This is a genomic window from Paenibacillus wuxiensis, assembly GCF_040195695.1.
Lineage (GTDB): Bacteria > Bacillota > Bacilli > Paenibacillales > Paenibacillaceae > Paenibacillus_B > Paenibacillus_B suaedae.
In genome coordinates this window covers 343221-356462 of sequence record NZ_JBEFZI010000007.1, presented here as the reverse complement: position 1 = coordinate 356462, position 13242 = coordinate 343221, and the positions used below count along the sequence as shown (strand labels likewise).

Below are 13242 nucleotides of genomic sequence, written 5' to 3'. Positions count from 1 at the left end.
TGTTGCATGAATTATTCCTCCGTCTCTTTCTCTTCTCCCATATAGATTCGTATCGTAGATCCTCGATCTACACGGGTTCCGGGCTTAGGCGCCTGATGAATAATGGTGTTGCCCGTACCGGATTTGGCTAATTGAAAATTCATATTCATATCTTCGTAGATATCAGTCAAGGTCTTCCCTACTAAGTTAGGAACGACAACAACCGGCGTCTCATCGAAACGATACTTGCGAGAAACTTGTTCCTTCCGCGGTTCAACGCCCATATAATGGAGCGTATCTTCCATAATCCGCTTCACAATCGGCGCGGCTACAAGACCACCGAATTGTATGCCTTGCGGATTATCAACTGCTGTATAGATAACAACCTTCGGGTCATCAGCAGGTGCGAAACCAACGAACGATACAATATGCTCGTTCGGTGAATATCTGCCATTGATAACCTTCTGTGCGGTACCTGTTTTGCCACCAACGCGATAACCATCGATGAAAGCATTTCTCCCCGTACCTTGAGCAACCACATGTTCAAGAGCATCGCGCACCTTGCTTGAGGTCTCTGGACTGATGACTTGTCTGACCAATTCCGGCTTAATATCTTCAACAACCATCCCTGTCTCCGGCTGAATGAATGACTTCGCCACATGCGGCTTGAACAGCTTGCCTCCATTGATGGCCGCAGAGACTGCCGTAATTTGCTGAATAGGCGTGACAGATACTCCTTGTCCGAACGCAGTAGTGGCAAGCTCAACAGGGCCTACCCGGCTCAGCTTGAACAAAATCCCGCTTGCTTCTCCACTCAGGTCAATGCCTGTCTTCTGTCCGAAACCAAAGTTGCGTATGTAATCGAACAATGTCTCTTTACCCAGTCGATTACCAAGTGCAACAAAGCCCGGGTTGCACGAATTTTGGACGACTTCCAAGAAGGTCTGACTGCCATGACCCCCGCGTTTCCAGCAGCGCAGCTTCGCTCCACCGACTTCTACACGTCCAGGGTCAAAAAAATGTTCATTGTACAGATCAACCTTGCCCTCCTGTATCGCGGCAGCAAGCGTAATGATCTTGAACGTAGAACCCGGCTCATAAGTCATCCAAATAGGCAGATTGCGATCATATACATCAGAGGGGAAGTCCTTGTAATGAGCCGGATCGTAGCTTGGCTTGCTTGCCATTGCCAAAATTTCACCCGTATTCGGATCCATGGCAATCGCCAGCGCCTGATTCGGCTTCAATTCCTCCATCGCACGATCAAGTTCCCGCTCCATAATTGTCTGTATCTGCTTGTCAATCGTCAATTGCAAATTTAATCCATCTCGGGGAACGATGTACTTTTCTGAGGAATTCGGCATCTGATTGCCGCTTGCATCAGACAAATAAGCGATGTTGCCTCTCAAGCCGGTTAATGCAGAATCATACCTCTGCTCAATACCTGTCAACCCTTGATTGTCTATACCAGTGAAGCCGAGTATATGAGCCGCCAAATCGCCATAAGGATAATATCTTTTATTATCCTCTGCCACGACGATCCCCGGCAAGTTCAACTCCCGCACTTTTTCCGCTGTTTCAAGCGATATTTTACGACCGCCGCCCTTAATCTGCTTCACAGACTGCCCTTTCGCAATCATGCGCTCTACAACTTCCGTTTTCATCCCAAGGAGAGGTGCAATTTGTGCTGCAGTGGCTTTCTGGTCTTCAATTTGCACAGGAATAGCCCATATCGTTGGAGAACTGATATTGTAGGCGATTCTTTCGCCTTTGCGATCCAGTATCTCACCGCGCTTCTGAGAAATAGGAATCTCCCTCCGCCACGAATCTTCTGCCAGATTCGCCAGATCTTTGCCCTCCCACAACTGCACATACGCCAAGCGGACAATGAGCGCGATAAATCCAATCGATATGAGCACCATTCCAACGATTAACCTCTTACGGATCGTCACCCCTGTAACCTTCATATATACCCTCCCTCGTCCGACATCGGTTCATAAACAACCTATTCGGGACAACCAGCGGATAGAACAAGCTTCAAGAGGATGATCCGTAAGCCTACACAAGACCACTTTTTTCCTTCTCCGCCTCACACCTTACGGATGTTTCGGCTCCAATTTAATATGAACGATACGTGCCCCATTTTCATTGGTTTCTTTTTGTTCGGTGACGTAGCCTTCTCCATCAACACGAACTTCCCAACCGAGCATGGAGGTGATCTCCATGACATCACGCAGCGATTTGCCCTTAAAGTTCGGCAAAGGCAGCTTATCAGGCTCGTCAGTAAGCAGGTATATCCGTTGGCCGATTGCCAATGGCTCGCCTGGCGCCGGATATTGACGCTTCACTTTCTGCCCTGCTCCAACCGTCTCGAAGACGATGCCTTGCTCAGCCAATCGCTGTTTGGCATCGTAAGGCTTCAGGCCCTGAATATCAGGTGCCTTAACGGTTGTTGGTGCACCCGTCTTCTTGTCACTGCCCTTTTCTTGGCCGGAGATTGAAGAAGGAACACCCATGTAACGCAGCGACTGCGATACGATCTTCTTGAACATGAGCGGCGCTACAAAGCCGCCACCTTCCCAATAATCCTGCGGATCATCCACAACAACCAAAAGAGCAATACGTGGATCCTCAACAGGAGCAAAGCCGACGAAAGATACTACCGCACGAGTCGTGGCATATTCACCGTTAATGACCTTCAATGCTGTACCTGTCTTGCCGGCAACGCGATATCCTTCGATATACGCATTTTTACCTGTACCAATCTGCTGATCCGCAACAACCTGTTCCAAATATTCACTTACCGTTTTTGCAACGCCTGGGTCGATTACTTGACGAACTACCTCCGGCTTGCGTTCAGTCACTTCACCCGTAACGGGATCATGAACCTTCCCAACAATATGCGGTTTCATAAGCTTGCCGCCATTTGCTACAGCTGCCACTGCCATAATTTGCTGGATTGGCGTAACTTGAACCTTACCGTGTCCGTACGATGCCGCAGCCACGTCTGCCGGATATTCAAATCGGATAAGACCATTGTTCTCTCCGGGAAGTTCAATGCCTGTCGGTTTGCCAAAGCCAAATTTCTCAATGTACGCCTTCAAGCGATCTTCCTTCAATTGCTCAAATCCAAGTTTAACGAAGGCAACGTTACTGGATCGCTTAAGACCTTCGAAGTACGTAATTCTCCCCCATCCATCACGGTTAACGTCGTGGATGAGCCGTCCTCCCGCATAGATGCGTCCAGAAACGAATGTCGCATTCGGATCAAAGATGCCTTCCTGCACAGCCGCGGCCAGTGTCACAATTTTGAATGTTGAGCCCGGCTCATATCGAGACTGAACCGCATGATTGTAAAAAGCTGCAATGTCCTTAGCATCCCAATACGTATTCGGATTGAAATCTGGCATATTCGCGAGCCCCAATATATCGCCAGTCTTCGGATCTGCTGCTATTACCGTCATGCTATGAGGAGAGTATTTATTGTACACCTCACGCATTGCATCTTGAATATATTGCTGAATATTACGATCGATAGTGAGGTATATGTTGTCTCCATCCTTAGATGGCTTGTATACTTCCGAAGCCTTCGGCAGCTTATTACCCATCCGATCTTTCTCATATTGGAGCATCCCTGCAGCTCCGCGCAGCTGTTCGTCATACAGCTTCTCAATTCCGCCGATCGGATTGCCCTGCTTATCTGTATAACCAAGCACATGCGACGCCAATGATTCTTTCGCGTAGAAACGCTTCACCTCAGGCAAGAGGTAGAGTCCGACATCTCTCAATTCTGTCGTCTTCTTCAACTCATCTGTGAAGTCTCTTAGCTTCTGTGCAGTCTCATCGTTCACCTTCCAGCCTTCACTGCGAACTTCTACCTGCGCATAGAACTCATCCTTGTCTTTCTTCTTGCGGACGAGCTCATACAATTCGTTCTCAGGTTTCTTCAGTATGACGCTCAGTTTTTCTACGATAAGCCGCTCTACATCAATATTCTTCTCAACTAACTTCTTCGAGGTGCGCAGTTCCTGAATGATCTTAGGGCCGACCGCTACTGTGTATGCAGGTGCATCCATAGCAAGCACTTCACCATTCTTGTCATATATCGTGCCTCGAACTGGGGTAATCTCCTTCTTCACAGCCCAAGACTGCTTGGCTTCCGCCATCCAAAATGGCTGATTAATAACTTGGTACCAAAACAGTCTCCCAATAATGACAATAAAAAAGAGGGTGAATAAGCCCCCGATCGTCAACGTGCGCAACTTAATTCGTTTGACCATCTTCATCCCTCGTTTAATCGTTTCCTACTTGTTGTTTGTATACATCAATTTCAGATAATGTCTCAGGGAAGCGCAAACCATTCTTTCTTGCTTCGCGTTCAATCCGATTCCAATCGGACAGCTTCTCCTTCTCCACCGTTAGCTCCGACACTTCATTCGTCAGTGCAACCGTTGCCCGCTTCGTTTCTTGAACCTTCAGGTTCATGTTGTAAATATTGGCATACCCACTAATGATGAACAAAGCTACGCCCGCGCAGAAACCGATTGTGCCCAAATAAAGCAGCTTCTCTCGAGTAGGTAGAGTAGATTTCCGGGTTACCTTCTTCTTCGTTTGACGATATCGAGGCTTCTGCTGTGTCTGTTTCTCTGGACGCATCGCCAGGTTGCCGCGCACATAGGCCATTTATCTGCTCCCCCTCATCCCAATTTTTGAGCAACACGCAACTTAGCCGAACGCGACCGCGGGTTGTCTGCCAACTCGTTATCATTCGGGGCAATTGGTTTGCGATTCACTAACGACAATACACTTTTGTGGCCACATGCACACATTGGCAAACCCGGTGGACAGGTGCATCTTCCAACATACTCATTCATAATATGCTTACAGATCCGATCTTCCAGCGAGTGGAACGTAATTACGGCCACTCTTCCTTCCGGCTTCAAGCAGCGTACCGCTTGATGCAAGGCATCTTCAAAAGCGCCAAGCTCGTCATTAACAGCAATTCGGAGCGCCTGGAAGCTTCGCTTCGCAGGATGTCCGCCTGTTCGTCTTGCAGCAGCAGGAATACCTGCCTTCACCAGCTCTGCGAGTTCTCCGGTCGTCTGAATGGGCTGCTTAGCACGAGCTGCCCCAATCTCTCTGGCAATCCGCTTCGAGAATTTCTCTTCCCCGTATTGATATAGAATTTTCGCGATATCGGCTTCTGACCAGCCATTGATAATATCGTAAGCTGTCAATTCGCCATTCTGATCCATACGCATATCCAGCGGCGCGTCATGGTTATAGCTGAATCCGCGCTCTCCTTCATCAAGCTGAGGCGATGATACGCCAAGATCGAATAGGATCCCATCCACTTGTGGAACTCCATCCACCTGCGGTACACCCGCTTGAATCAATGCTTCCTCCAAATGGCGGAAGTTGGTTTTGACAAGCGTTACGCGATCCAAATAAGACGCAAGCCGAACCTTCGCATTATCCAACGCCCAATCGTCCTGATCCAGCGCAATTAGTCTTCCGGCAGATGACAGCTGAGAAACAATTCGCTCGCTGTGTCCAGCTCCTCCTAGCGTACAGTCGACATATATGCCGTCAGGACGTATTCGCAAGCCTTCTACCGATTCTTCTTTCAACACGGTAATATGATGAAACAACGCAATACCTCCCAATTTCGGTTCCCATCTAGCTGCGATGCGTTATGATAGTCCTGATGTTCACCTAAAAATTAAAATCAACCAACGTCTCCGCAATTTCGTTAAATGCGGATTCCGACTGCTCTACATATTGTTCCCAAGCATCCTTGCTCCAAATCTCTACCCGATTCTGGACACCGATAACCATGCATTCTTTTTCCAAATGTGCATAGCCGCGCAAATGGGAAGGGATTGTAACCCTACCTTGCTTGTCCCATTCACATTCACTTGCCCCAGAAAAGAAGAAACGGGTAAAGGCTCTAGCATCAGCCTTCATTAAGGGAAGTGCCTTTAACTTCTGCTCAAGTGCTTCCCATTCATTCATAGGGTAGACGAAGAGACACTGATCCAACCCTCGAGTCAGTATAAATGTGGTTCCTAAAGAGTCACGCAGCTTAGCAGGTATGATGAGACGGCCTTTGTCATCGATGCTATGTTGATACTCGCCCATGAACATCAGCCACCACTCCTCCCCCTAAATCCACCACAGTACCCCACTTTCCTCCACAACGAATGTATACTTCGCCATAAAAGAAAAAAATCCTGCTAGAAAGCAGGATTTTATTGCGAAATAGGCCTATATAAATTTTGGATATGTTTCCATTAACACATACAAAGACAGGACATCAGCATGCCTAATCATGCTCTTACCTTCTATCTTCGCCATTGTCTACAGCCGAGTTGCCTGTGTCACTCTGCACTTCAGAAGAATCCGCAGCCTTGTCTTTACTTGCGTCTTCTAATGCTGCCTCTGCCGCCTCAGCATCTGCTGGTGTTATTGATCCCAACACATTCTCCCCGGTATTCCCGCTCAAGTTTCCATTCCTTCCTCTCTTCTTTCTGGTGATAAGCCAGATCGGAGTTCCGATAATGAGCAGCGCACAAAGAAAAGGAAGCAGCGCAACAAGCACGAGAACAATAGACTTCACACATTTTACAAGAGCGTCCCAACTGCCTACAAGGGTATCCGCAACTTGAGTTCCAAATGCATCCTCAAGCGCTTGACCACGCTTCGCTTTAAGCCGTTGAACCATATCCAATGTAATCGTGGACATCGCTACATTGTTATCATAATATCTCATTTTCCCCACAATTTGTTCAATTTCCGATTGTACATTCCCCAGCTCATTCGAGAAGTTTAATAAATCTTCCGATTTCGTGGCCTTCTCCATGAAGGACAGCAGTCTTGACTCTACTGTGCGGCGCGCCTTAAGCCGCGCCTGTAAATCAACATACTCCTCGGTCACATCATTAGCCGAATATTGACGAGTATAGGAGATCGACTCCCACTTGCCTAGCTCATCAATGAACGATTGAAATCCAACAGCAGGAATTTTAATGACATAGGATCCGCCTCGCTCGCTGTCTGTCGCCTGATCCGAAAATTGCAGCACATAGCCTTGTGATTGCGCAATGAATCGATTCAGCTTCTCTTTCACAGCCCCGTAGTCGGCAACTTCCATGCGAAGCTGCGCTTCATAAATGAGCTTGCGATCGGTCTTTACCTGCACTTGCTGCCCCGCACCCACCTGTAATGGTTCCTCTCTACTTACAGCAGCATCATTACTAGTCGCTTCCATCTGAGCCGCTTCTGGCGCTGTATTCCCCGCCATTTTTAACCCTTGACTGTCTGATGCCGAACTACAGCCACCAAGAAGCAGCAACAGCAGAAGCGACGCCAGCACGACTGTTTTCCATCCCCAATTTCTCTTTTTCATCCCGTATGCCCCCTCTATCATCTTGGCATGGATATCTTGGATGTAATGGCTTTGTTCTCCATACTCAATCAATAGACGAATTGCCAGGAAATATGTTGCATAGGTAAGCTTCATACCCAAAATAAAACCGCCACTAGCCTATCGCTAATGGCGGTTCTTCCTTCTTGTCTGATACAGGCTTCATCGCTTCATTCCATCAGTGCTCTTGCCAGCTCTCCAAGTAAGACTTTTGCTCGCTGCTAAGCGTGTCTACGGAGATTCCGAGCGACTCCAGCTTGTAGCGTGCAACTTGCTCGTCAAGCTCATACGGCACATTGACAACTTTTTTCCCAATGGATTGATATTGATCATTTACATATTTCAAGGACATTGCTTGAAGCGCAAATGTCATATCCATAATTTCAGCTGGATGGCCATCCCCTGCAGCCAGATTGACTAGACGGCCTTCAGCCAGCAAGTAGATGCTGCGGCCATCTTGCAGCTTGTATTCTTCAATGTTCTTGCGTACCGTACGTACAGATGTGGAACGAGCCTCAAGCTCAGGCTTATTCACTTCAACATCGAAATGTCCAGCATTGGACAAGATGGCACCGTCCTTCATCACGTCATAATGCTCACCACGGATGCAATCACGGTTGCCTGTGACGGTCACAAAGATATCTCCTACACGAGCGGCTTCGATCATCGGCAGCACTGTAAATCCATCCATGTAGGCTTCTACGCCTTTGATCGCGTCCACCTCGGTAACAACGACATTCGCGCCGAGACCTTTGGCACGCATGGCAACACCCTTGCCGCACCATCCGTACCCGACCACGACCACCGTCTTGCCGGCTACAACCAGATTCGTTGTACGATTAATGCCATCCCATACCGACTGACCAGTACCATAACGGTTGTCGAACAAATACTTGCAATACGCATCATTAACGGCAACCATCGGGAATTGAAGCGTGCCATCTTTCTCCATCGCTTTCAAGCGGAGAATGCCTGTAGTCGTTTCTTCCGCGCCGCCTCTCACTTGATCACGCAAGTCAGGGCGCTCAGCGTGCAGAATCGAGACCAAATCTCCGCCATCGTCGATAATCAAATCAGGCTTCGTCTCCAATGTGTGAATAAGCAACTGCTTATATTCTTCCGGATCTGGGTTGTACTTGGCGTATACAGTAATGCCGTCTTCAACTAGCGCAGCGCATACATCATCCTGCGTCGACAACGGGTTGCTTCCTGTTATCGTTACATCTGCGCCACCAGCTTGAACGACCTTCGCCAAATAAGCGGTCTTCGCCTCCAAATGAAGCGATATTGCTACTTTGAGTCCTTTGAACGGCTGCTCCGCCTCAAATTGTTCCCGAATGCGGTTAAGCACAGGCATATGCGCTTGAACCCATTCAATTTTCAAATGACCTTCTGGTGCCAATGCAATATCTCGGATGATGCTCTTGTTTGCCGCATTTGTATTACGAGTTGGTGTATTACTCATGGACAGTTCATCCTCTCCCATTTTGGATTAAGAAGCCATTTCATGATCCGTCTTGATTTCAGGAAATCGGGTCTTTCCAGCTCATGCTCTTAACATAGCTTATGACAATAGGGCGATGCGATGTTCCCCTCTCCATACGACAGGAGCCTCCATCAACATCGCAAACCAATTCTCACCGTAACGGCAGGCATACCCCAGCATATTCAATACACGTTCCTGTGGTTTGCCAAGCGGATGAAGGGAGACATGCAGCCGTTCCCACTGCCGCAAACCTGATTCATGCTGCTTCGCCATCGCGTCCTTAGCACGGTGATGAAGGAAATCAATCTGTTCAAGTACTTTATTATGATTCGTAGCACCAAGTTTCCCAAGTGCAGGAAGCGATACGACAAGGTCCTCCAGCAGCTCCGTATATCTGGTATCCACTTCTGCACGCAGCGTCTCGAAGCGTTCATCCAAGTGAAGTGCATCCTGCGCTTGCAGCCACGAAGCTCTTCTTGCTTCGTAATGATACACAACATCTTCAACCGACAACTCATACTTATCCAGAAGCTTATTTAGTGTCCCCTCAATACAAGTAAATCCCATGCGTGGCCATATGATTGGCATTCTCATGCCCAGCTCTCTGAATGCCTGCTTCGTCTGCGCCCAGTAAGCAATTTCTCCTGGTCCAAGCACGGTAGCCAGTACTGGGAATAAATAGTCCTGCATAAGCGGTCTCGTCAATACATTATTGCTCAGCTCCTGCGGTGAATTCCGTGCGATGTCCAACATCTGCTCCATCGTGCACGATATTCCTTGGCGATGATTGACGAATTGCCCGTTCTCCTTATGCAGCAAGTGTCGCTCCCCGTCACGCACGAGGAACACATTCGCGCTGTGTTCGGAACGTATCGCCTGAGGGCTATAGCCATAAGAAGCAAGCTGCTGCTCACTGGTGTCGTAAGCCTTCTCCAGTCGGTCATTGTGCTGGAGAATCGCCTCGAACATAGGCGCTTCAAGCTCGCGCAGTCCGTCATCTGCCGAATCGATGAGCACCAGTCCATATTCACCAAATAGTCGGCCCATAGTCGCTGCGAAGGAATCTGACAGCGTGGCACAAGTAGCCACTGATTCGCGCAGGTGCTCGAGCAGCCCTGGTGTAAACTCCGTCTTGGGCAAGGAACTCTCTAGCTCTGTAAGAACCGATTCCCATGCAGCAGCATCCAGCTTCACATGGCTCACAGGGGCACGACGATCACCTGGCTTCTCCATTCGTATACGCTGTACAGCAGGATCGGAGGTTACCACATACGTATGATCAACCTCATCAAAATCATGATCCTCTCCAGCAATCCAGAAGACAGGAACCACTGGTCTTGCTAATTTGATTTCTGCTTCTTGCGCCATTCGAATAATGGAAATTGCTTTATACAGAACAAGCAGCGGACCCGTAAACAAGCCGCCCTGCTGTCCCCCTACAACGACTAACGACCGCTCATCCTTCAGTCGTTCTATGGAATCTCGTACAGCTTGGCTGTTATTGAACCGCTCATTATAGCGGGTAAGCACATCGGCCAAGCGTGTGCGATTCACTCTTAGCTGTCCTGAACGCTCCACCCAATCCGCTCTCTTCTCCCAATCCAAGTCCGGATGATATTCGTAGAACGTCTCGACAACAGATGGTTCGCGTTCCATGTACTGTACGGTCAGCGGTTGCTGAACCGGAATAGATAATATTGGCCATTTCAAAGATAGCCGCCTCCCTTTTTGCCTCGTCTCGATTGTACACAATGCGGCTTCTGACCGTCAAAACAAAGATTATGTATTCCATTCCTTCATGCACAATTCAACAACTAGCTGCCATCATCCATTGATATTGACGCATGAGTCCTATCAATAATCTACCTTTATGAGTATAGCTTATCCTACATGCTTGCCGAATAAATAATTATTCCAATTAATAGCAAGAAAACGTACAGTACGCCAAGCAAGAAGAAAGTTATTCGCCAAATGACACGAATCAATTTTCTCGGATCCCACCTGCCATACTTCTGCTGTTGCAACCCACCGATTAACCCTGCTGCGATTAACAGAAAGAACAGTATCCAATAAAATCCTGCCTTAGAATCAAACAACGTATTATATAAACCGCCTACCGAGGCAATGAGAAACACCGTCGTTATATCCATTGCCAGCTTAATTGCCCTCTTCTTCGGTTTAAGCAGCCCCCTACCAATTAGCCAAGTAATAAGAAATGGGAAGAAGGGCAGTAAAGAAAGCAGAACGAATCCGTCAAACATCAGTTGAAACATATTCGGGTAGACTCACTCCTCTCAACAAGGGATCAGCACGGGAAATGTTATTCGCAACTTGCTAGAATAAGACGGTACATCATACGATGAAGCGGTACTGCAACCTCATATCGATCAGCCATTCGGATAAGTGCCCCCGTTATTGCCTCTATTTCTGTCCTTCTTCCCGCTTCTACATCTTGAAGCATGGACGACGAATTGGACGAAGTCATCCGGCACACCTGAACAACCCGCTCCCAATCCTTCTCTTCATCGATGGAAATATGAGCCGCTCGGTATACCGCAGCAGCCTCACCGAACAACTCCTTCATTAAAGACAGCCTGTCCTCTTGCAGCAGCAGTTGACCGTTCTTGATGCGTAGCACAGCCGTTAATGGGTTAATAATGACATTGACAAGCAATTTCTGATAAACCATACCTTCGATGTTGTTCGACAAAAACGTTTGAAATCCTGCATTTTCTAGCAACTTCTTTGTTGACAAACATAAAGAATTGACTAATTCCTTCTGTTCTGTTCGGCTTCCAGCAGGCTCCCAGATGCCAATTGACGTATGCCCGTGCCCCGTATGTACAACCTCATTGCAATTTACTCGCTTAGCCGCTTCCGTTGTAACCGCCCATATTAATTGCTCGTGCGGCCATATCGCACTAAGTGCTTCCATATGACCAACCCCATTCTGATAGCACACCAATGAAGCTGTCTGCTCTCTAGGAAACTTCTCTAACTGACTAAGAAGCTCAGAATCAATATGTGTCTGCTTCACGAACAACCATATGCTGCTCGCTCTCATACCTGTCCGTTCAAGTACTTCTCCTGCTTCTGCCAACGGATACGCATGTACTGGATAGATATGGGCCTGCCTCCCATCCAGATCCTCGAGGTGAATCCCTTGACTACGAATTAGCTCCGCCTGCTCCGGAGTTCGTGTCCACATCCTCACCTTCGTATTGCTGCTATCTATTGAATTACGTGTTCTCATCAGCATCGCTGCATGAAGCAGCCCCAATGACCCCCCGCCAATAATATCGATAACCATATCAGGCACCTTCCCTTGTGTACAAGTATCTATTTGTTATATCAAACCGAATGCAAAAACACAAAAAAGCGCAAAGAGTGAGCAATGCTCTCCCTTCACGCTTTCTGTAAGCGGATGGAACTATTCAATTCGCTCTAGATTGCCATTGGCGTCCATCCGAAAGCGAGTTTTGGAGTCGTCCTCTTCTTCACTTAAAATCGCTAATCTGCGAGCACGATCCATAATTTGAATGAGCGCCTTATAATCATCATTTACCGTACGGTAATCCGTTTGAACGGCATTCACCTGTTTGGAGAGATACTCATTCTCTTCACGCAGACGGTGATACTGCTCTTCCTTCTCATGCAGTTCTTTCTCCGTATGCTTCAATTGACGCGACAGCTCTTGATAACTGTTGCGCCATTGACGCAAGAAGCGGATCACCATATCCATGGAAAGTGATTCTTCGGTAATGAGCTCTGGCTTAAGGCCGACTTCTTCACTGTCCGCCAATGCAATAGAGGCCACCTGTGCACCAATAGGCTGCTTTTTCATATAGTTTCGCTTTTGACGCTGTGCTTTTGCAAGCTGAATGGCAGCTTCATATTTTTTACGGACACAGCTATTCCAGCGGAATCCGCAAGCCGCAGAGGTGCGGCCAATCTTTTCCCCTACTTCTTCAAAAGCAGCTAGCTGGGTACTTCCTTCTCGAATATGTCTTAACGTCACTTCTGCCAAAATCAAATCATCGTCCGCTGTCCACGCATCTTGTCTAATTGCTGTCATGCGATACCCTCCTAACGACACTCATTCAATTCGGTTGTATACAGCACCCACGCCATATGCATTGAAGCAAGTGACGAAGGATGATCAGTCGGTAATCAACCGCTTATTCCATCTCTATGCCCATGGTAGAGTTCATAGAATCTATCGGATACTAAAATGTATATCCATTTTTTCTATGAATCATACGTATGCCTGTCCATACAATAGATCACAATGAAGGTGAGATTCCGAAAAAGTTCGTTAATCCATCAAGATTGGCAGTTTACACCAGATGGC

11 protein-coding genes are annotated in these 13242 nt (G+C 47.7%); all 11 read right to left on the bottom strand.

From position 1 onward, the window contains the following. Positions 1 to 11: 11 nt before the first annotated feature. The gene (locus tag ABN764_RS18015; protein ID WP_021256759.1) at positions 12 to 1946 is read right to left on the bottom strand and encodes a stage V sporulation protein D; all 1935 of its coding nucleotides are present in this window, start codon (positions 1944 to 1946) and stop codon (positions 12 to 14) included. Between the two features lie 129 nt (positions 1947 to 2075). Beyond that, positions 2076 to 4259, bottom strand: coding sequence for a penicillin-binding transpeptidase domain-containing protein (locus ABN764_RS18010; protein ID WP_446672676.1), 2184 nt, complete (start codon positions 4257 to 4259; stop codon positions 2076 to 2078). Positions 4260 to 4272: 13 nt separating this feature from the next. Further along, positions 4273 to 4662, bottom strand: a complete 390-nt coding sequence (ftsL2, locus tag ABN764_RS18005) for a cell division protein FtsL (RefSeq protein WP_446672675.1) — start codon at positions 4660 to 4662, stop codon at positions 4273 to 4275. Between the two features lie 14 nt (positions 4663 to 4676). Then, the gene (gene rsmH / locus ABN764_RS18000; protein ID WP_138184891.1) at positions 4677 to 5630 is read right to left on the bottom strand and encodes a 16S rRNA (cytosine(1402)-N(4))-methyltransferase RsmH; all 954 of its coding nucleotides are present in this window, start codon (positions 5628 to 5630) and stop codon (positions 4677 to 4679) included. A 64-nt stretch (positions 5631 to 5694) separates the two neighbouring features. Next, entirely contained in the window at positions 5695 to 6126 is a 432-nt protein-coding gene (mraZ, locus tag ABN764_RS17995; RefSeq protein WP_044356991.1) for a division/cell wall cluster transcriptional repressor MraZ, read from the bottom strand. A gap of 190 nt (positions 6127 to 6316) precedes the next feature. After that, positions 6317 to 7387: a DUF4349 domain-containing protein gene (locus tag ABN764_RS17990; protein WP_446672674.1), complete on the bottom strand. Its 1071-nt coding sequence runs from the start codon at positions 7385 to 7387 to the stop codon at positions 6317 to 6319. Between the two features lie 196 nt (positions 7388 to 7583). After that, the gene (locus ABN764_RS17985) at positions 7584 to 8870 is read right to left on the bottom strand and encodes an adenosylhomocysteinase (RefSeq protein WP_065290512.1); all 1287 of its coding nucleotides are present in this window, start codon (positions 8868 to 8870) and stop codon (positions 7584 to 7586) included. Positions 8871 to 8969: 99 nt separating this feature from the next. Then, positions 8970 to 10601, bottom strand: a complete 1632-nt coding sequence (gene bshC / locus ABN764_RS17980; RefSeq protein ID WP_174810251.1) for a bacillithiol biosynthesis cysteine-adding enzyme BshC — start codon at positions 10599 to 10601, stop codon at positions 8970 to 8972. Between the two features lie 176 nt (positions 10602 to 10777). Further along, positions 10778 to 11164 (bottom strand): DUF3397 domain-containing protein, encoded by a 387-nt coding sequence (locus ABN764_RS17975; protein WP_021256767.1) that lies wholly within the window; start codon positions 11162 to 11164, stop codon positions 10778 to 10780. A 47-nt stretch (positions 11165 to 11211) separates the two neighbouring features. Beyond that, complete coding sequence (locus ABN764_RS17970; RefSeq protein WP_446672673.1) at positions 11212 to 12201, bottom strand: ketopantoate reductase family protein; 990 nt, start codon at positions 12199 to 12201, stop codon at positions 11212 to 11214. Positions 12202 to 12321: 120 nt separating this feature from the next. Then, the gene (locus ABN764_RS17965) at positions 12322 to 12966 is read right to left on the bottom strand and encodes an RsfA family transcriptional regulator (protein ID WP_021256769.1); all 645 of its coding nucleotides are present in this window, start codon (positions 12964 to 12966) and stop codon (positions 12322 to 12324) included. Positions 12967 to 13242 lie beyond the last annotated feature (276 nt).